Source organism: Streptacidiphilus alkalitolerans (genome assembly GCF_042511045.1).
Lineage (GTDB): Bacteria > Actinomycetota > Actinomycetes > Streptomycetales > Streptomycetaceae > Streptacidiphilus > Streptacidiphilus alkalitolerans.
The window spans coordinates 175,370-195,273 of record NZ_JBHEZX010000001.1; the positions used below are offsets into that span (position 1 = coordinate 175,370).

A 19,904-nucleotide genomic window follows, 5' to 3' on the forward strand; every position below is an offset into this window, starting at 1 on the left:
CCCCTTCGGAGTTGCACCATGGCGACACTGCTGCACATCGACTCGTCCGCGTTCACGGGCCGGGAATCCACCTCCCGGGCCGTCACCGAGGCCTTCCGCCGCGCGTGGCTGGAGGAGCATCCGGACGGCGAGGTGATCTACCGGGACCTGGCCGCCGCACCGGTCCCGCACATCACCGCGGACGCCCACACCGCCGGGTCGCTCGACCCGGCGGAGCACTCCGAGGGGCAGGCTCGGGCCTTCGCCGAGCGCCTGGCCCTGATAGCGGAGCTGGAGGCGGCCGACGCCGTGGTCATCGGCGCGCCGATGTACAACTTCTCGGTGCCTTCCAGCCTCAAGGCGTGGCTGGACCAGGTGATCCTGTTCGGCCGCACCGCCGGCTCGCCGGAGTCGAAGGTGAAGGGCATACCGGTGACGGTGGTGACCAGCCGCGGCGGCTCCTACGCCGCCGGCACGCCCCGGGCGCCGCACGAACACGTGCTGAACTACCTCGAGTCGGTACTGTCGGTGATCCTCGAGATGGAGCCGACCTTCATCGTCGCGGACCTGACGCTGGCCGCGCACATCCCGGCCCTGGAGCACCTGGCCCCACTCGGCGAGCAGTCGCGGGCCGACGCGTTCGAGGCTGCCGCGAAGGCCGCCCGCGCCGCGTAGTCGTGCGCGACGACGGTGTCGGCCCCGCCTCGGCGGAGCCGACACCGACACCCTCGTCGTTCCCGGCCGGGCTCAGGTCATCGGACCTGGCCGGGCTGAGCCGGGTTCAGCCGAGTTCAGCGGGGCTCACCCGTGTTCAGCCGGGCAGCGGGCGACTACCGGTACGGGCGCGCAGGCCCTCGAAGAGCAGGGCGAGGACGCGGCGACGGCCGGCGTCGTCCCCGGCGCGCACGAGGTCACCGTTGACCTGAAAGAAGCGGGCGATGTCGTCCACCCGGGCGTCCTCGCGCAGGGCCCCCTCGGCGCGGGCGCCGGCGGCCAGCTCGGCGGCGAAGGCCAGGGACTGGTCACAGACCGCTTTGAGAGCTGGGGCGTTGGGGTAGCGGCGGGAGAACGCGTCGTTGAACGCCGGGTCGTCGACCTGCGCCTGACAGATGGCCTCGACGTAGGCCAGCAGCCTCTCCCACGCGCTGCCCACCGTGCCGTCCGCGATGGCCATCGCGGAGCGCACCTGCCGGTCGGCGAGTTCGTTGACGACCTGGTCCAGAAGCGCGTCGCGGCTGCCGAAGCGGTTGTAGATCGTGCCGACGCTCACCCCCGCCAGCTTCGCGATCGTCTCCAGCGGCGTGTCGAGCCCGTGCTCGGAGAAGGCGTCCGCCGCGGCCTGGCGCAGCTTCTCGACGTTGCGGCGGGCGTCGGCGCGCAGCGGCGGACGCTGAGGCGCCTCGGGCACAGCGCTCACCCCTCCCTGAGTTGAGGAATCCATCATTCATGTCGTGGGCGCGCATGGAACAGTGAAGTTGAGACTACCTTCATCTTACGGCCCACCGCCTCACCCGAGGCGAGTGCCGGCAACGAGGTGGTCAGCCGCTCCTGGTCCGACTGCGCCGACTTGAACGGAGCCGATCCGCGCAGGTGGCCTGATGTGCCAGGAACAGCCGTGCCCAGGCCGCGGCGACCTCCCTCCTCCCTGGCCAACCGGTGAAATCCCGGCGCTTCCTCGGCACCCTCGCTCGGCCTGGAAAGCAGGCCGGGGAGCGGTTCTTGGCCGAGGGTGGCGTCCGTGGCCATCGATCAGACGAAGTAGTGGCCCTGTTCGATGTCCTCGATGAGGCCGGGGTGGGTGGGCTTCCAGCCCAGGAGGTCCTGGGTGATGGTGCTGGACGCGGGCATGTCGGTGCTGAGGAGGCGCACCAGCATGCCGCTGAATTCTTCGGCGGGCAGGGACCGGGCGGGGAGGTTCAGGTGCCGGCCGATGGCCTCGGCGATCTCCCGTACGGGCACGCCCTCCTCGCCGACGGCGTTGAGCACCGCGCCGGCCGGGGCCTGCTCGACGGCCAGCCGGTAGAGACGCGCGGCATCCTTCACGTGGACAGCGGGCCAGCGCCCCGCCCCGTCGCCGATGTAGCCGCAGACGCCCTTGGCCCGGGCTGCGGCGATGAGTTGGGGGATGAAGCCGTGGCGTTCCCCCCGGCCGTGCACGGACCGGGGCAGCATGACCAGCGCGCTGCGCACGCCCCTCTCCACGGCCGTGAGGGCGGCCCGCATATTGGTGATGCGGGCCGCGACGGGGCCGGCGGCGATGAGTTCGTCGCGTTCGGTCGCCGGTCGGCCTGGTGTGACGAGCGTTGCGCCGGAGACGACCAGGGGCTTGCCCGAGCCGGCCAGGCAGGCGGCGAACGTCTCGATGGCCGTGGCGTCGGTCCTGGTCGCGGCCTCGGTCACGCTCGGCACGACGAAGGCCAGATGGATGACACCGTCGCTGCCGAGGGCACCGGCGCGCAGCACGTCGGTGTCGTTCAGGTCGCCGCGCAGCACCTCGGCGCCCATGTCGGCGACCGCCTGGGCGGAGGTGTCCGAGCGGGCCAGGCCGAGGACCTGGTGGCCGGCACCGAGGAGTTCGGGGACGACGGCCGAGCCGATCCAGCCGGAAGCGCCGGTGACGAAGATGCGCATGGAGCTTCTCCTTGGTTGTGCTTCAGATGATGGGAATGCGCGGCACTGAGGCAGGGAGGCGCGGCGCTGAGGCGCCGAGGCACTGAGGTGCCGACACCTCGGCCGGAGCGCTGATGCGATCCGGTCGCATCAACGGTACCTCACCATGCGACTCCGTCGCATCACTGCGCGCGTCGGCGATGCGATTCGGTCGCCTCGCCTCGCCTATGCTGTGACGATGAGCAGATGGGCACCGGACGCGCGTGAGCGCCTGGAGGCCGCCGCGTTGGACCTGTTCGCGGAGAACGGGTACGAGGAAACGACCGTCGCGCAGATCGCGGATCGCGCCGGCTTGAACCGGGCCACGTTCTTCCGTCACTTCGCCGACAAGCGGGAGGTCCTGTTCGGCGGCGAGGACGTGCTGGCCGAACTGTTCGCCGACGGCATCCGCGCCGCCTCGCCGGATGCCACGCTCATCGAGTGCCTGCAGGCGGCGTTCGCGGCAGCCGAGGTCGCGATGACCCCGCAGCAGCGCGGCAAGGCCGCCAAGCGCGTGCTGGTGGTCGCGGCGAACAGCGAAGTACAGGAGCGGGGACTGCTCAAGCACGCCCGGATCGCCAGGTCGATCAGTGCCGCCCTGCGCGAGCGGGGCGCAGACGAGTTGACGGCCCGTCTGGGGGCCGAAGTGGGGATGCTCGCGTTCTCCGTCGCCGTGGAACGCTGGATGCGGTCGGACCCTGCCGAACCGTTCCCGGTCCATGCCGCAGCGGCCTTGACCGACCTGAAGGCGCGCGCGGCCGAGCTCTGACCCCCGTCGACACCCAGCGGCGCGGCGTGGTCGGCGACTGCGGGAGCAAACATCCGGGCTGATCTAAAGACAACTTTACGAACACTATTGATGTTCTTTTTGTTCGAGGCTACGGTGTGTGATCTCTTGCGTCTGATCTTCCGGGGGACCCGCCTTGTCACCTGTACTCGCCGCGGCCGAGGTCGCGCCCGCTCCTTCCACGATACGCACGGTGTGGGGCTCGCCGCTGTACCGCGGCGCGACCCTGGCGCTGTTCCTGTCCGGGCTCGGGACCTCGGCCGCCGCACCGCAGATCACCCTGTTCCTGGTCGATGACCTGCACGTCTCGCTGACCACGGCCGGGCTGTACTACCTCACCAGCATCACCGCCCCAGTCGCCGGCTACCTCATCGGCGCCCGCTCGGACCGCACCGGACGGCGGCTGGGGCTGTTCCGGCTGTGCGCGCTGGCCGGGTTCCTCGGCTGGTGCGCGATGGCACTGGCGGACCAGGTGTGGATGCCGTTCGTGATCAGCGCCGTGGTCCTGGCCTTCGCCGGCGGTGCCGGGTCGCAGCTGTTCGCCGCGGTCCACGATGACCTGCAGGCCACCGCCGACCCGGGCGGCGACGGGGTGGTCTCGGTCGTGCGGATGGCGCTGACCGCCGGGTGGATCGTGGGCCCGGTGGCGGGCTCGCTGCTGGCCACCGCCGCGGGACCGCGCGCGATGCTGGTGGCCACCGGGGTGTGCACCCTGGCGCAGATCGTCCCGATGGGCTTCGCACGCGCCCACGCGGCGCCGCCCGGGGCCCAGGCCGAGGCAGCGGGCGCGGCGCCGCCCGGGGCCCACCAGGCCGAAGCGGCGGGCGAAGCGGCGGGCGGGGCGCAGCCCGCGACAGCGGCCGGGGCTCCGGACAGGCGGCGCGTCGGGGTGCGGGACATGCTGCCGCTGCTCGCCTTCACCGGCCTGTATGTGCTCGTCTACGCGGGAGAGCCGATCAAGTACGGCTATCTGACGATCTATATGCATGACGACCTGCACCTGCCGACGGCGGTCAGCGGCGCGGTCATCGGCATCCAGCCCCTGATCGAACTGCTGCTGATGCCACTGGCGGTGGTCGTCGCACGGCGGACCGGGATGATGCGCCTGATGGTCCTCGGCGCCGCGTTCGGCGTCGGCGCGAACCTGTGCTTCGCACTGACCGGCAGCGCGGCCGGCATGTTCGCGGGACAGGTCCTGATGGGCGGGGTGTGGGGAGTGTTCGCCGGCCTGGGCATCATCGTCGCCCAGCGCCTGCTGCCCGAGGCCGTCGCGACGGCCTCGGCCGTCTTCATGAGCTCGACCGCGATCGCCAGCGCCCTGGGCGGGTTGACCGGCAGCCTCGGCGTGAGCCTGCTGGGACTGCCGCACGTATTCCTCGCACCGGTCCTGTACGGTCTGGTGGCGACCGCCGGCATCGCCGTGATGAGCCGCTCCCGGCACGCCGTGGGCTGACGCCACCTCAGCACCACCCCAGCACCACCCCGGCGCTATCTCGGCGCCACCTCAGCAACAGCCGACCGTCAGGCAGTTGTGACGACGGTGCCGAGTGCTTCGAGCGCCGCCACCTCGTCGGCGGGCGCGGTGGCGTCGGTGACCAGGGTGTGCACCAGCGCCGAGGGGCCGACGTAGGCATGGGCGGTGTGGCCGAGCTTGCTGCCGTCGGTGGCGGCGATGATGCGGCGCGCGGAGGTGATGATCGCCTTCTTAACCGCCGCGTCGTCGAGGTCGTAGGCGGTCAGGCCCTCGGCGGCGCTCAGGCCGCAGCAGCCGACGACCGCGGTGTCGAAGCGCAGCGCCGCCAGGGAGGCGAGTGTGAGAGGACCGGTCAGGGCGCCCTCGGCGGCACGGGGCCGTCCGCCCGGCACCATCAACGTGGTGGGTCCTGACGCGTCGCTGAGCACGTGAATGGCCTGCAGCGACAGCGGCATCACGGTGATCCGCCGTCCACGCAGCAGCCGGGCCACCTCCAGGCAGGTGGTGCCGCTGTCGAGCAGCACGGTCTCGCCGTCGGCGATGAGCCGGGACACCTCGGACGCGATCCGGCGCTTCTCCTCGGCCGCCTCGTGGGCGCGCAGCGCGAAGGGCGGCTCCTCGCCCCTGAGCAGCAGGGTGCGCGCGCCGCCGCGGACGCGCTCCAGGGCACCCTGTGCGGCCAGCGTGTCCAGATCGCGCCGGATGGTCATGTCCGAGGCGCCGGTCAGCTCGGCGAGTTCCGGGACCGTGGCACTGCCCGACTCCTTGACGGCCTGGGCGATCAGCCGGTGCCGGTCTGCGTTGCTCATACCGCGATTCAACACCACCCAGAACGAACATGCAAGCCGTTCAAAACTACAGCTTTCAAACACGCAAGATGTTCGTTATGGTGGTTCACATGAGCCCTTCCCTTCGCGCCGCCCGTGTGGCGACCTTCGTCTACTTCGTCCTCAACGGCACCCTGATGGGCATGTGGCTGGTGCAGATCCCGGCCATCGAGCAACGCGTGGGAATCAGCAACGCGACGCTGGGAAGCCTGCTGGTGCTGCTGGGCCTGGGCGCCTTCGTCGGCATGCAGGTCGCGGGCCGACTGGCCGACCGCCTCGGCACGCGCATCGTGGTCCCCACCGCCGGCGTGCTGTGCGGTGCCGCCCTCGTCCTGCCCGGTCTGGCCCGTGACCCCTGGACGCTGGCGGGCGCGCTGATTGTCCTCGGCTTCGGCAACGGCTGCCTCGACGTGAGCATGAACACCCATGCGGTGCATGTGGAGAAGGCCTACAACCGGCCCGTCATGTCGGCCTTCCACGCCACCTTCTCGGTCGGCGGGGTGATCGCGGCGCTCGTCGGAGCGAGGGCCATCAGCGCCGGAGTGAGTCCCGCCACGACGCTCGGCGTCGCCGGAGCAGTCGGCATCGTGATCGCCCTACTGGCGGCCCGCAGCCTGCTGGCGACCACCCCGGCCACGACGGCCGCCCCTGCCACGACGGCCTCGACGGCACCCCCGGCCAGCCAGGACGTGAAACGGCGCACGCCTCCGGCCCGCATCTGGATCCTCGCCGCCCTGGCACTGATGTGCATGCTGTGCGAGGGAGTCGCCAACGACTGGAGCGCCCTGGAGCTGAAGACCGTACTCGGTGCGCCCGCGGACACCGCCGCCTTCGCCTACGGCACCTACGCGGTCACGATGACCATCGGACGCCTGCTCGCCGACCGCGTCTCCCGTCGGTTCGGACCGGCGGCCGTCCTTCGCTACGGCGCGGCCATGGGCGCCGTCGGCATCACCGCTGTGGCTCTCTCGCCCTGGATCTGGATGGCTCTGGCGGGCTGGGCGCTGTTCGGCCTCGGCCTGTCCGGTTGCGTCCCCCAGTTGTTCAGCGCCGCCGGGCACGCCGACCCCGCCGCGGCCGGTACCAATGTGTCCCGGGTGGCCGGTCTCGGTTACCTCGGGATGCTCGCGGGTCCGGCGGTGATCGGCTGGATGACCCGCCTCATGGATCTCAACCACACCTTTCTGTTCCCGGCGCTGCTCCTGGTGATCGCCGCCGCGACCGCCGGGATCCTCCGCTCCGGAACAGGAACCGGAACCGGGCGCGAGCCCGAGGTCGAGGTCGGATCCGAGCTGGCGCAGCACTCCTGACTATTCGTCAGTCTCCGTATAGCAGAAGGGAATCCCATGTCGACCGGCCGCCGGGTCGTACTGTTCGACCTCTTCGGAGTCATCGCCCTGCAGCAACGCCCGGGCGCCCTGGCCGAGATGGCCGCCGAGTGCCACGCGCCCGCGGACGCCTTCACCGAGGCCTACTGGGCCCTGCGCCCGCCCTACGACGCCGCACAGCAGTCCGCGCCGCAGTACTGGGCAGCGGTGCTGCGGCAGCTCTCCCGCCCGGCCGACACCGGCACGACCGAGAAGCTGCGGCTTGCCGACATCGACAGCTGGTCACGTGTCGACGAGCGCATGGTCGCCTATGTGCAGTCCCTGCGCAGCCGCGCCCGGGTCGCCGTGCTGTCCAACATTCCCGCCGATCACGCCGACGCCTTCAGCGCGGCCCAGCCCTGGCTGCACGGACTCGACCACGTCGCCCTCTCCGGGAGGATCAAGGTCGCCAAGCCGGACCCGGCCGCGTTCCAGCACTGCGTCGGCGCCATGCGCGCAACACCCCCGGACTTCCTCTTCATTGACGACCGTGAGGAGAATGTGCGCGCCGCCCAAACCCTCGGTATGGCCGGACACGTCTTCACCGGCCTCGACGCGCTGGTGAAGGCCGTTGACGCCTGGCTGCCGACCAGCACGACGTCACCTTGTCGGGCATAACGGCTGTCACACCGCTTGACATGCCCTCGGGGGTGCCATAAACCACTGTGGTGAGAGAGCGCTCTCCCGCTTAGTCGTCAGCCGCGCCGGCCCCGTCGGGCCGTCCACAAGCATGCCCACCCGCAGGCCCGCACCCACCCCGGGCCAGGCCCACCACTGACCAACTACGAAACGCCGCTGGGAAGTTGACGCGGCGTGGCAGCAAGGCAGCGAAGTCGCACCGCCGCACTGCCGCGCCGCTGCTCGACCTTTCCCGCAGCCGATCCCTTCTGACGCCGCCCCTGGCTCCACCACGGCCAACACCCGGTGAGTCCTTGGGCATCCCGGTCCCACCCATGGCCGGATCGATCAACAAGGAAGGTACGGACAAGGCATGAGGCTTCTCCCCCACCCGTTGCCGCCCGCACGCGGCAATCGGAGAGCACGCCGCCCTAGGCCCACGTTCCGCGCACTGCTGACCGTGGTGGCCCTGCTGGCGCTGTCGCTCGCCGGTGTGCGCACCGCGGCGTACGCCGCCGGCAGCGCCCCCTTCGGCGGCACCGCGGCGGCCGTGCCGGGCACCATCCAGGCGGCCAACTACGACACCGGCGGCCAGGGGGTCGCCTACAACGTCGCCTCCACCAACGGCAGTGCCAACAGCTACCGCACCGACGGGGTGGACCTCGAAGCCACCGCCGACACCCTGGACACCACCCCGGCCGGCGGCGCGGACGACCTGGGCTGGACCGCGGCCGGACAGTGGTTCAAGTACACCGTCAACGTCGCCACCACCGGAACCTACAGCGTCGCCTTCCGGGTGGCCTCGCCGTACGGGATCACCGACGCGCTGCACATCGCCAATGCCTCTGGCACCAACCTCACCGGCTCCGTGGCCGTCCCCAACACCGGCGGTTACGAGACCTGGACCACGGTCACCGCCAGCATCGCCCTGACGGCCGGTCAGCAGACGCTCACCGTCGACCAGGACTCCAACGGCTGGAACTTCCACTACCTCGCCTTCACCCTCAGCTCGGGTGGCGGCGGAGGTGGCGGAGGCGGCGGCACCGGCAGTGACCTGCCGTTCGGCGGGACGCCCGCTCCCGTGCCGGGCACGGTCCAGGCGGCCAACTACGACACCGGCGGCCAGGGCACGGCCTACAACGTCACCGCCGCCAACGGCACCGCGAACGGCTACCGCACCGACGGGGTCGACCTCGAGGCCAGCGCCGACACCCAGGACACCACCCCGCCCGGCGGCGCCGACAACCTCGGCTGGACCGGATCGGGGCAGTGGTTCAAGTACACCGTCCAGGTGGCCACGGCCGGGATCTACACCGTGAGCCTCCGGGTGGCCGCGCCGGGCGCGGTCGCCGACGCGCTGCACATCGTCAACTCCGCCGGCACCAACCTCACCGGCTCGGTCGCCGTGCCGAACACCGGCGGCTACCAGGCCTGGGCCACGGTCACCGCCAGCGTCACCCTGGCGGCCGGTCAGCAGACGCTCACCGTCGACCAGGACGCCGCCGGATGGAACCTCCACTACCTGGCCTTCACCCAGGGCTCGGGCGGCGGCGGCGGAGGGGGCGGCGGCACCGGCCCGACCGAGTACTGCGGCACGCAGGACCTCGCGCTGGACCAGCCGACCACCGCCTCCTCGACCCAGGACGCCGCCGACTACCCGGCGCCCGACGCCACCGACGGCGACCCCGGCACCCGCTGGTCCAGCGCGGCCACCGACCCGCAGTGGCTGGAGGTCGACCTCGGTTCCCAGCAGCAGATCTGCAGCGTGGGCCTGGTCTGGGAGGACGCCTACGCCTCGGCGTTCCAGATCCAGGTGTCCAACGACAATGCGAACTGGACCACGGTCTACTCCACCACGACCGGTACCGGCGGTAAGCAGACCTTCCCGGTCTCGGTGACCGACCGCTACCTCCGGATGTACGGCACCGCACGGGCCACCCAGTTCGGCTACTCGATCTTCGAGTTCGACGCCTACGGCCTGACCACCGTGGCCCCGGTCACCGGCGGCAACGGCAACGGCGGCAACGGCACCTGCTCCTGGGTCGGCTCCACCGCGCCGGTCGCCCAGCGGGTGCAGCAGGTGCTCAACACCATGAACCAGTCGGAGGAACTCAGCCTGGTCGCCGGTGACGGCACCTCCAACTACATCGGCCACATCCCCGGCATCCCCAATCTCTGCATCAAGCCGACCAATATGCAGGACGGCCCGAACGGGGTCGGTGACGGGACCGGCGGAGTGACCGCCTTCCCGGACGGCGAGAACGCCGCCGCGACCTGGGACCCGGCGCTGATCCAGCAGGAGGGCACGGCGATCGGCAACGAGTTCGCCGGCAAGGGCGTGAGCGTCTCGCTCGGCCCGACCACCAACCTGGTGCGCGACCCGCGCTGGGGACGGACCTACGAGACCTACGGCGAGGACCCGTTCCTGGCCGGGCAGATCACCTCGGCCGAGGTCAAGGGCCTGCAGAGCCAGGACGTGATGGCCATGGTCAAGCACACCGCGGCCTACGACCAGGAGCAGTACCCCAACGGCAGCAACAAGGAGACGGTCAGTCAGAAAGCGCTTGAGGAGCTCTACTTGGCGCCGTTCGAGTCGTCCATCGAGACGTCCGCACCGGCCGCGATGATGTGCTCCTACGCCGTGGTCAACGGCGCCGCCTCCTGCCAGAACGCCGACATCCAGCAGAAGGGGCTGGACGGGGAGGCGAACTTCGGCGGCTACATCACCTCCGACTGGGGCGCCGACTACTCCAGCGTCCCGTCGACCGTGGCCGGCATGGACGTGGCGATGCCGTTCTCCGACGCCGACGCCCTGTCCGCCGCCCTCACGGCCGGCACGCTGAGCCAGGCGACGCTCAACGCCAACGTCGCCCGGATCCTGACCCAGATGTTCGCCTTCGGGATGTTCGACAACCCGCAGACCGGCTCGCTCTCCGCCACCGTCACCTCCGCGGCGCACCAGCAGACCGCGCTGCAGGTCAGCGAGGAGGGCTCGGTCCTGCTGAAGAACAACGGCACCCTGCCGCTCAACCCGAACGGCAATGAGTCGATCGCGGTGATCGGCACCGACGGCGGCGCCGGGGTCGAACTCGCCGGCGGCGGCAGCGGCACGGTCACCAGCTCCAATACGATCTGGCCGATCACCGGCATCCAGAACGCGGCCGGACCGAACGTCAAGGTCACCTACACCCAGGGCAACGACAACGGCACCGCGAACATCCCGCAGGCCGTGGCCGCGGCCCAGGCCGCCACCGACGCGATCATCTACGTCAACGCGCCGGAGGGCGAGGAGAGCGACCTGACCACGCTCAACCTGTCCAGCACGGACGAGACGCTGATCGCGGACGTCGCCGCTGCGAACCCGCACACCATCGTGGTGATCAACAGCGGCTCGCCGGTGGTCATGCCGTGGCTCAACTCGGTCGCCGGGGTGTTCGAGAACTGGTACGGCGGGCAGGAGACCGGTGCCGCGATGGCCGCGCTGATCTTCGGCACCGCCAACCCGTCCGGCAAGCTGCCGGTCACCTTCCCGGGCAGCCTCAGCCAGGTCCCCGCGCAGACCACCGCGCAGTGGCCGGGCACCTCGACCGGGGTGAACTTCAGCGAGGGCGTGAACATCGGCTACCGCTGGTACCAGGCCCAGAACATCGCGCCCGCCTTCCCGTTCGGGTTCGGGCTCTCCTACACCAAGTTCTCCTTCTCCAACCTCAATGTCGGCGCCTTCAACGCCAACGGCACGGCGACCGCGACCGCGACGATCACCAACACCGGCACGGTGGCCGGCACGGACGTGGCGCAGCTGTACGTCGGCGACCCCGCCGCCAGCCAGGACCCGCCGGAGCAGCTCAGCGGCTTCCAGCGGGTCACCCTCAACCCCGGGCAGAGCAGCACCGTCACCTTCCCGCTGACCGTCCACGACCTGGCCGCCTGGTCGGCGACGGACAACCAGTGGGAGGCCCAGGCGGGCACGTACTCGATCAAGGTCGGGGACGCGTCCAACAACCTGCCGCTGACCGGTTCGACCACGCTGGCCCAGACCCTGACCGGGCAGGTCGCCGCCGGGACCTCGGCCTCCGGCGTCTCCCTGGCCAACACCGCGGTCAGCGCGAACGTCACCCCGAACTCGGGTGTGCCGGGCGCGGAGACGGTCGGTGTGGTCAACCCGTTCGGCTACAGCAGCCCGACCGGCGCGGCGGTCTCCTTCGCCATGCAGGCCGTGGACTCCAAGGCGTCCGCCGCTCTCACCTTCACCGCGACCGGGCTGCCGCCGGGCATCACGATCGCGTCCAACGGCACCGTCTCCGGGTCCAGCAGTACCAGGGGGACCTACACGGTGACCGTGACCGCGACCGACCAGGCGCAGGTCTCCGGTTCGGCGACCTTCGTGTGGTCCGTCGTGCAGTGACCTGAGCGACCGTGCTCGCAGCGATCGTGGTGCTCCGCCCGTCGGAGCACCACGATCGTCAGCTCGTCCGGTGGCTCGTCCGGCGGCTCATCCAGTGGCTCATCCGGTCCGGCCGGTGATGAGCTGGTAGAAGACGGGGTCGCCGGTCGTGGTCACCCGGTGCTGGAACCGGGTGCGTTCCAGCGGCACGAGTTCCCCGGCGGCCACCAACTGCTCGACGGCGACGCCGAACCCGTCCGGATCCGACGTGTCCATCCAGCGTTCGTGGATCGTGAAGGCCACCGGAGCGCCGGGCGGCAGCAGCGCGAGTGCGTTCCTGAGGGCCTGCGGCGTGGCGTGGGCGCCACCGAACGCCCCGGCCGACACCAGGCCGCCGAACACATACGGGCGCAGTGCCCCGTCGAACGCGCCCTGGTCCGAGAGGTCGCCCTCGTCCGAGAGGTCGCCGACCAGGTAGTCGGCGTAGACGTCCGGCCGGTCGCGCAGACTCGCCTCGCGCGCCGCCGGCAGCGAGTCGACCCCGACCACCCGGGCCACGCCGCCCTGACGCAGGAGTTCGCCGACCGCTCCGGTGCCGGCGCCGACGTCGAGGACCGTCAACGAGCCCGGCTCGAGCCCGAGCCGGGCCACCGCGCGCAGCAGGCCGGCGGCGGCGACCTGCGGCGAACGGCACTGCAGCCGCTCCTGCACCACATGCTCGTAGAGGCCGGGGACGGCGTAGATCCGGGTGTACTCGTGCAGGTGCACGATCTCGTGCTCGCCCAATCCGATGTACTCGCCGTCGACTTCCGGCGGGCCGAGCAGGCGAACTCCGGCAAACACATCAGGCATGCCCGCAAGACTAATCGAAGGCAGCGACTCATCGAGGCCCGGCGAGTTGGAGCGCGTGCGACCGGGTTGCGTCGTTCATCGGGAAGAAGCACTCGATGCGCAACTCCTGGAGCGTCACGTCCTGCGGTGTGCCCAGGGTGGTCACGGTGGAGAAGTAGTCGAACTGCCGGTCGCCGTGGGCGTACTGGATCGGCACGATCGGCAGCAGCGGCGTGGCCGGGTCGATCGACCGCAGCGAGGCCGGCACGTCGGGGTAGTCCAGCACCTCGTCAAGGATCCGCTGCGCGCGTTCGTCGGCGACACCTCCGATCGCTTCCCTGCGCGCACGCCGGACCAGGGCCTCGGCGACCTCCGGCCAGTTCGTCACCTGCCGCCGCACACCGTCGGGATGGAACATCCGGCGGAGCACATTCGGGGGTCCTGGCGCTGTCGTCCTCCGGCCGTCCTGGAGCAGGGCGAAGAAGCGGCGGGCGGCGGTGTTGGTGTGCTGGATGTCCCAGCTCCGGTCCATCACCAGGGCGGGAAACGGCTCCTGTTGGGCGAGGATGGTTTCGAGCGCGTCGCGTACGGCGGTGAGCGCCGGTGCGTCGAGTTCCGACTCCGGGTACTCGGGCGAGAATCCGGCGCTGAGCAGCAGGGTGTTGCGTTCGCGCAGCGGCACGTCCAGCACCTCGGCGAGCCTGAGCACCATGCCGCGGCTGGGTTTCGCGCGCCCGGTCTCCAGAAAGCACAGGTGCCGGACCGACACCTCCGCCTCGGCGGCCAGGGCCAGCTGGCTCAGCCGCCGGGCGGTGCGCCAGTGTTTCAGCAGGGAACCGACGTCAGACACCTCCCCAGTGCCCCTCGGTCCAGGCGTACGGCCGCACCGGCGGCTCCAGTGGCGGCCGGGCGACATTCGCGGCGTAGTTCGTCGTGGTCGAGATCGCCGCGCCGGCGATCACCTCGAACAGCTGGCCCTCGGTGAAGCCGGCTGCGGTGAACGCCGTCACGTCCGCGTCGTCGAGGTGGCCCCGCTTGCCGATGAACGCCCGGGTGGTGGCGGACAATGCCGCCATCCGCGGATCGGCGGGCAGCTCGCCGCGTCGCAACGCGTCGACCACGGCCGGCTCGACCCCGTCCGCCAGCGCCTCCAGCGAGTGGAACGCGACGGCCCAGGCGCAGCCGTTGGCGACCGCGTTGGACAGCAGCAGCACCTGCCGTTCGTCCGGGCCGAACGTGCCGCTGCCCCGGAAGTGGCCGAACGCCGAGAAGAAGGTGCTCAGCAGTGCCGGGGAGTTCGCCATCAGGCCGGCCCCGTTGGGCATGAACCCGAACGCCTCCTGAAGGAGCATCAACGGCTGCTTGGCGCCCTCGGGAGCAGTGTCGACAGTGTGGATCCGGTAACTGGTCATGGCCACGAGTCTGCGGCTCCCACGGGATCGAACCAATTCCCTCAGAGGTACATGCCGATGCGACGCTGCCACCTCATGACGGGGTGTCAGTGGAGGCATAGCCCGGCACCGGCCGGGGAAGGCCACAGGGACATGACAACGCGTAACACCACGGAGGTTCCGCCCATGAAGCACCGGCAATGGACACTGCTCGCCGCCGCGGCCACCCTGGTCCTCGGCCTGGCCGGAGCAGCGCAGGCCCAGGGCGTCGGCCCGGATACGAAACCGCAGGCAGGAGCGGCGCACCCGGCCGCCGCCGCGACCCCCTCCGCGCCCGCGGGCTGCGGCTTCGTCCCGGCCGTCCCGGCCGACCGCTTCAAGGGCATCCCCGTCTTCAACGCCGCGAAGGCGGCCCAGCCCTACAGTGCCGGGCTCCGCACCAGCCAGGGTGTGATCACCTTTCAGGCGCTGACCGCCCAGGCTCCCTGCACCACCTTCTCCTTCCGCTTCCTGGCCACGCACGGCTACTACGACCGCACCCACTGCCACCGGCTCACCACCAGGGGCATCTTCGTGCTCCAGTGCGGCGACCCCACCGGCACCGGCAGCGGCGGCCCCGGCTACTCCTTCAACGACGAGAACCTGACCGGCGCCACCTATCCGGCCGGCACCGTGGCCATGGCCAACGCCGGTCCCAACACCAACGGCAGCCAGATCTTCTTCGTCTGGAAGGACACCAAACTCCCGCCGCTCTACACCCCGTTCGGCCGGGTGACCGGCGGGCTCAACGTCCTGCAGAAGATCGCCGCGGCCGGCGAGGACGACCAGAACGGCCCCGGCGACGGCTTCCCCACGCTCCCGGTCGACATCAGCCGGGTGACGATCAGTCGACACTGACCCGCCGCCGACGGCCACGCCTGGACGACCTGGACAACGTGAACGAGCTGTGACCGGTCAGCCACGGTAGAGGGCGGCTACCTCGGCCGCCGCGGTGGCGAGTTCGGTGCGGGCCTCGGGCGGGTCGAGGATCTCGACGTCGGCGCCGTGGACCAGCAGGCCGCGGACGGCGCGCAGGGCGGGGAAGCCCAGGTCGAGCGCGGTCCAGTCGGTGTCGGGGGCCGGCTGCTCGGGCGGACCGAGCAGGTTGGCCGACTGGAACCGCAGGAACATGTCCAGCCGGGCGCACCGGACCAGGCAGCGGACCAGCACCTCCTCCGAGCCGCGCTCGACCTGTTCGCGGAGGACGGACCAGACCTCGCTCAGGCCCTGGCCCCGGCGGCGGCGCACCGGCTCGGCCGAGGTCGTCGCGGAGCGCACCCGGTCCGCCCGGAACAGCTGCGGCTCACCGTCCCGGTCGGCGACCAGGTACCAGACCCCGGCCTTGCTGACCAGGCCGTAGGGGTCGACGGTGTAGCCCCGCGGCTCGGCGCTGCCGCTGTGACGGTACGCCAGTTCCAGGCGGCGGTCGGTGAAGACGGCCTGCTGCAGCTCCGCCAGCTCGACGCCCGCGGCAGCGGGGGTGACGGTGCGCCAGCGGGCCGGGTCGACCAGGATGCGTTCGCTGGTGCGTTCGGCGTCCGCACGGTAGGGAGCCGGCAGGGCCGCCATGACCTTGCGCAGGGCCGAGTCGATGGCGCCGCCGAGACCGAGCGCGTCATGGGTCCCGTCCGCGGTGAGTACGAACAGCGCCCGTGCCTCGTCATTGGTCAGCCCGGTCACGTCGGTGCGGTAGCCCGCCAGCAGCCGGATGCCGCCGTTGCGTCCGCGCTCGGTCCACACCGGCACCCCGGCCGTGGAGAGCGCCTCGACGTCCCGGTAGACGGTGCGGACCGAGACCTCCAGCCGGTCGGCCAGTTCCACGGCCGTGACCCGGCCCCGGGTCTGCAGCAACAGCATGATCGAGAGCAGTCGGTCGGCCTTCATGGGAAGCCAGCATAAAACCTGACGGACGTTGTCAGGTTTAAGCGGGACCGTAGTCCCCGACAGACACCGAGACCACGGAGGACAGTCCCATGAGCAGCAACGACACCGCCGTCCAGCACCGCTCCAGCGTCACCCTGCGCCTCCCGGCGCGGCAGCCCTTCGACTTCGGCGCCTCGCTCGCCTTCATCGGCTCCTTCCCGGCGATGACCGGGCAGCAGGGCACGGCCAGGGCGGAGCTCACGCTCGCACTGCGCGAGAACTCCACCACGCTGGCCGCCCGGCTCACCGCCGCAGCCGAAGGCACCGACACCGGCCTGGACTGCGAGCTGACGGCGGACGGTCCCGTCGACAGCCGGACGGCGACCGCCGCCGCCGACCGGCTGAGCTTCTACCTCGGCCTGGACGACGACCTGGCGCCGCTGCACGCCGCCGCGCAGCACGACCCGGCGTTCCGGCGGGTGGCGGACCGGCTGCGCGGCTACCACCAGGTCAAATTCCCGTCGCCGTTCGAGCTGCTGTGCTGGGCGATCCTGTGCCAGCGCATCCCGATGCCGGTGGCCAGGACCATGAAGCAGTCGCTGGTGGAAGCCGTCGGCAACCGGATCGAACTGGACGGCCGGGTGCTGTGGGCGTTCCCGGACGCCGAGCAGTTGGCGGCCCTGGACGAGGACGAGCTGACCGCCCTGATCGGCAACCGGCGCAAGGCCGGCTTCCTGCACGGCTCGATCCTCCGCTGGCTGGACCTGGACGAGGACTTCCTCCGCCGCGGCGACTACGACGCGGTCCGCGAGCGCATCCTCGAACTGCCCGGAATCGGCCCCTGGTCGGCGTCGTTCCTGCTGATCCGCGGCCTCGGCCGGATGGAGCACATCGCCTACGACCGCGAACTCTCCCGCGCCGCCGCCCGTGCCTACGGGCACCCGGTCGACGAGCCCGAGTTCCGCCGCCTCGCCACCACCTACGGCGAGCTCCAGGGCTACTGGGCCCACTACCTCCGCGTCGCCGGCTGAGCCCCGGCCGACCCGGACCACCAGCCCCTGCGGGACGGCGCCGTCTGCTACGGCTGGGGCGCGGTCCAGCCGGCGCGGCGGAGGCGGGGGATGTGAGGGTTGGTCATCCGGGCTCCCCCGGCGGTGATGCAGGCCGATCGGGGCGCGCGGCCACAGGTCGGGCACTCGTGCCGCAGGGCGGCGGCGCGGTTCTCCTCGGAGGGCCCGGCTGCGGGCATCGTCATGGAAATGGTCCGGACAGACATAGGGCCTCGCAAGCGGCGTAGATGCTTCCGTTTCATAGTGCCCGGCAGAGCACGACGTTGTCAGCGATTGATGGGAACAAAGAGCCCTGCCGGGAAAATGGCATGTGCCGAACACATAGGACCGTCGATAACGGATGGATAACGAGTCTGGTCCAAACGGTAGGCGCGACTTCATGCCCCTGTCACCTTTGACGGGGGATCAGGCCACTTGCGCCCTCCATAGTCCCCACGTCGAACACTCTCGTTCCGGAGGACTCACGTGGCGCCCGTAACCCGTCGTACCTTTCTCGGCTCGGCCGCCGCACTCGGCGCGGTCCTCGGCCTCGACGCCCTGCCCGGCGCCACCCCCAAGGCCGCCGCCGCGGCCACGGGGACGATCAACGACGTCAAACACGTCGTCGTGCTGATGCAGGAGAACCGCAGCTTCGACCACTACTTCGGCACCCTCAAGGGCGTCCGCGGCTTCGGCGACCGCGCCACCATCCAGCTCTCTGGCGGCAGCAGCGTCTTCAACCAGCCCAACGGCAGCGGCCGGCAGTACCCCTGGCAGATGAGCAGCACCGCGCCCGCCTCCGGCCAGACCGCGGAGACGATCGCCCAGTGCGACGGCTCGCTTGACCACTCCTGGTCGACCCAGCACAAGGCCTGGAACGCCGGGAAGATGGACTCCTGGATCTCCGCCAAGGGCACCAACCGCACCATGGGCTACCTCAACCGCTCGGACATCCCGTTCCACTACGCGCTGGCCGACGCCTACACCATCTGCGACGCCTACCACTGCTCGATCCTGAGCGCGACCGGCCCCAACCGCACCTACCTCTGGTCCGGCATGATCGACCCGGCCGGGACGGCGGGCGGCCCCGCCTACGACGGCGGCGACGAGTCCGGGCTGAGCTGGCAGACCTACGCCGAGTCGCTGCAGAACGCCGGGGTCAGCTGGAAGGTCTACCAGAACGCGAGCGACAACTACGGCGACAACGCCTTGGCCTACTTCAAGCAGTTCGCCAACGCCGGCACCAGCAGCGCGCTCTACCAGCGCGGCATGGGCTCGGTCCCGTCCACCGGCTCCACCCCCGACGACATCGCCGCCGCGATCAAGGCGGACGCGCTGGCCGGCACCCTGCCGCAGGTCTCCTGGGTGGTCGCCAACCAGGCCTTCTCCGAACACCCCGACGGGCCGCCGAACGACGGCGCGCACTTCGTCAACCTGGTGCTGCAGGCCATCGCCGCCGACCCGACCACCTTCAACTCGACCGTGCTGTTCCTCAACTACGACGAGAACGACGGGTTCTTCGACCACGTCCCGCCGCCGGCCGCGGTGTCCGGGACCGCCGGGGAGTTCTACTCCAGCACCAACATCGGCCTGGGCTTCCGGGTGCCGATGATCATCGCCTCGCCGTGGACCCGCGGCGGCTGGGTCGACTCCCAGGTCTACGACCACACCTCGGTGATCCGCTTCCTGGAGACCTGGACCGCCGCCCTCGGCACCCCGGCCGTCTGCAACAACATCTCCGCCTGGCGCCGCCAGGTCTGCGGCGACCTCACCGGCGCCTTCGACTTCGGCAACCCGGTCTACGGCGCACCGTCCCTCCCCGCCACCAGCACCGTCTTCGGGCAGGCCAACTGCGATCCGCTGCCCAACCCGGGGCCCACCACCAACGCGCTGCCCGCGCAGGAGTCGGGCAGCAAGCCCGCCCGCGCGCTGCCCTACCAGCCCAACGCCTGGGTCGACCACCTGGAGTTCGACTCCGGCGGCAAGACCCTGGTCTGGATCCGGATGGCCAACCAGGGTGCGCAGGCCACGAGTTACGCGCACTATTCGATCTACGCCAACGCCTACCGCAGCGGCGGCCCGTGGCAGTACACGGTCGCCCCGCACAACGCCTCGACCGGCGCGGACGGCACCGCCATCGACTACTTCAACGTCGGCAGCGGCTACGGCAACGGCAAGTACGACCTGACCTGCGTCGGCCCCAACCGCTTCCTGCGCCGCTTCACCGGGGACACCACGGCGGCCGGCAAGACCTGTGAGGCGACCACGACGTACGCGGCGGCCCCGGACACCGGCAAGCAGGCGCTGTTCGTCCACCTGGCCAACACCGGCACCAGCGCGGTCACCTTCACCGTCACCTCGACCAACTACCGCACCGACGGCCCCTGGCACTACCAGGTCGCCGCCGGGGCGACCGTGTCCGACTACTTCAACGCCGTTGCGTACCAGAACGGTTGGTACGACTTCACGGTCACCGTCAGCAGCGACGCCGGCTGGACCCGCCGGCTCACCGGCCACCTCGAAACCGGCACGGCCAGCGTCAGCGGCTGACCACGGGGCTTCCCGAACGCCACCTCGGGCCGATCGGGACCGAGGGCCTCTTGTGCATGTACCGTCATTGGGTGCAAGGTCCTCCGAGGACCTGGT

General features: G+C 70.8%; 17 protein-coding genes. 9 read left to right on the plus strand and 8 right to left on the minus strand.

All coding sequences use genetic code 11. The features are described from left to right. Positions 1-18: 18 nt before the first annotated feature. A complete protein-coding gene (locus ACEZDG_RS00850; protein ID WP_380501084.1) occupies positions 19-654 on the plus strand; it encodes an FMN-dependent NADH-azoreductase in 636 nt (211 codons plus the stop codon). A 136-nt stretch (positions 655-790) separates the two neighbouring features. Here the strand turns inward: ACEZDG_RS00850 and ACEZDG_RS00855 are convergent, their stop codons facing one another. Continuing rightward, the gene (locus tag ACEZDG_RS00855) at positions 791-1,396 is read right to left on the minus strand and encodes a TetR/AcrR family transcriptional regulator (RefSeq protein WP_380501086.1); all 606 of its coding nucleotides are present in this window, start codon (positions 1,394-1,396) and stop codon (positions 791-793) included. Positions 1,397-1,728: 332 nt separating this feature from the next. Further along, on the minus strand, positions 1,729-2,610 hold the full coding sequence (locus ACEZDG_RS00860) for an SDR family oxidoreductase (protein WP_380501088.1): 882 nt from the start codon (positions 2,608-2,610) through the stop codon (positions 1,729-1,731). Between the two features lie 217 nt (positions 2,611-2,827). On the opposite strand from ACEZDG_RS00860, the gene ACEZDG_RS00865 reads away from it, so the two are divergent. Both ACEZDG_RS00865 and ACEZDG_RS00870 read left to right on the plus strand, forming a co-directional pair. Then, a complete protein-coding gene (locus tag ACEZDG_RS00865; protein ID WP_380501090.1) occupies positions 2,828-3,397 on the plus strand; it encodes a TetR/AcrR family transcriptional regulator in 570 nt (189 codons plus the stop codon). Between the two features lie 154 nt (positions 3,398-3,551). Next, positions 3,552-4,868, plus strand: coding sequence for an MFS transporter (locus ACEZDG_RS00870; RefSeq protein WP_380501092.1), 1,317 nt, complete (start codon positions 3,552-3,554; stop codon positions 4,866-4,868). Positions 4,869-4,936: 68 nt separating this feature from the next. Here ACEZDG_RS00870 and ACEZDG_RS00875 read toward each other — a convergent pair whose 3' ends face one another. Then, on the minus strand, positions 4,937-5,698 hold the full coding sequence (locus tag ACEZDG_RS00875; RefSeq protein ID WP_380501094.1) for a DeoR/GlpR family DNA-binding transcription regulator: 762 nt from the start codon (positions 5,696-5,698) through the stop codon (positions 4,937-4,939). An 89-nt stretch (positions 5,699-5,787) separates the two neighbouring features. On the opposite strand from ACEZDG_RS00875, the gene ACEZDG_RS00880 reads away from it, so the two are divergent. The 3 genes from ACEZDG_RS00880 to ACEZDG_RS00890 all read left to right on the plus strand — a co-directional run bounded on the left by ACEZDG_RS00880 (position 5,788) and on the right by ACEZDG_RS00890 (position 12,106). After that, positions 5,788-7,026 (plus strand): MFS transporter, encoded by a 1,239-nt coding sequence (locus ACEZDG_RS00880; protein ID WP_380501096.1) that lies wholly within the window; start codon positions 5,788-5,790, stop codon positions 7,024-7,026. 36 nt (positions 7,027-7,062) lie between these two features. Next, positions 7,063-7,701, plus strand: a complete 639-nt coding sequence (locus ACEZDG_RS00885; RefSeq protein ID WP_380501098.1) for an HAD family hydrolase — start codon at positions 7,063-7,065, stop codon at positions 7,699-7,701. A 460-nt stretch (positions 7,702-8,161) separates the two neighbouring features. After that, positions 8,162-12,106, plus strand: coding sequence for a glycoside hydrolase family 3 C-terminal domain-containing protein (locus ACEZDG_RS00890; protein ID WP_380501100.1), 3,945 nt, complete (start codon positions 8,162-8,164; stop codon positions 12,104-12,106). Between the two features lie 99 nt (positions 12,107-12,205). Here ACEZDG_RS00890 and ACEZDG_RS00895 read toward each other — a convergent pair whose 3' ends face one another. The 3 genes from ACEZDG_RS00895 to ACEZDG_RS00905 are packed head-to-tail and all read right to left on the minus strand — an operon-like array spanning position 12,206 to position 14,328. Then, complete coding sequence (locus tag ACEZDG_RS00895) at positions 12,206-12,937, minus strand: class I SAM-dependent DNA methyltransferase (RefSeq protein ID WP_380501102.1); 732 nt, start codon at positions 12,935-12,937, stop codon at positions 12,206-12,208. A gap of 28 nt (positions 12,938-12,965) precedes the next feature. Continuing rightward, the gene (locus ACEZDG_RS00900; RefSeq protein ID WP_380501104.1) at positions 12,966-13,766 is read right to left on the minus strand and encodes a helix-turn-helix domain-containing protein; all 801 of its coding nucleotides are present in this window, start codon (positions 13,764-13,766) and stop codon (positions 12,966-12,968) included. Beyond that, complete coding sequence (locus ACEZDG_RS00905) at positions 13,759-14,328, minus strand: carboxymuconolactone decarboxylase family protein (RefSeq protein ID WP_380501106.1); 570 nt, start codon at positions 14,326-14,328, stop codon at positions 13,759-13,761. The genes ACEZDG_RS00900 and ACEZDG_RS00905 overlap by 8 nt, the downstream gene beginning before the upstream one ends. A gap of 165 nt (positions 14,329-14,493) precedes the next feature. On the opposite strand from ACEZDG_RS00905, the gene ACEZDG_RS00910 reads away from it, so the two are divergent. Further along, entirely contained in the window at positions 14,494-15,204 is a 711-nt protein-coding gene (locus tag ACEZDG_RS00910; protein ID WP_380501108.1) for a peptidylprolyl isomerase, read from the plus strand. Positions 15,205-15,261: 57 nt separating this feature from the next. Here the strand turns inward: ACEZDG_RS00910 and ACEZDG_RS00915 are convergent, their stop codons facing one another. Next, complete coding sequence (locus ACEZDG_RS00915) at positions 15,262-16,230, minus strand: helix-turn-helix transcriptional regulator (RefSeq protein ID WP_380501110.1); 969 nt, start codon at positions 16,228-16,230, stop codon at positions 15,262-15,264. 89 nt (positions 16,231-16,319) lie between these two features. On the opposite strand from ACEZDG_RS00915, the gene ACEZDG_RS00920 reads away from it, so the two are divergent. Beyond that, complete coding sequence (locus tag ACEZDG_RS00920) at positions 16,320-17,240, plus strand: DNA-3-methyladenine glycosylase family protein (protein ID WP_380501112.1); 921 nt, start codon at positions 16,320-16,322, stop codon at positions 17,238-17,240. A 47-nt stretch (positions 17,241-17,287) separates the two neighbouring features. Here ACEZDG_RS00920 and ACEZDG_RS37860 read toward each other — a convergent pair whose 3' ends face one another. Continuing rightward, positions 17,288-17,521 (minus strand): zinc finger domain-containing protein, encoded by a 234-nt coding sequence (locus ACEZDG_RS37860; RefSeq protein WP_449341726.1) that lies wholly within the window; start codon positions 17,519-17,521, stop codon positions 17,288-17,290. Between the two features lie 223 nt (positions 17,522-17,744). Here ACEZDG_RS37860 and ACEZDG_RS00925 point away from each other — a divergent pair, with 223 nt between their 5' ends. Then, positions 17,745-19,808, plus strand: a complete 2,064-nt coding sequence (locus tag ACEZDG_RS00925; RefSeq protein ID WP_380501114.1) for a phosphocholine-specific phospholipase C — start codon at positions 17,745-17,747, stop codon at positions 19,806-19,808. The last annotated feature ends 96 nt before the right edge of the window (positions 19,809-19,904 follow it).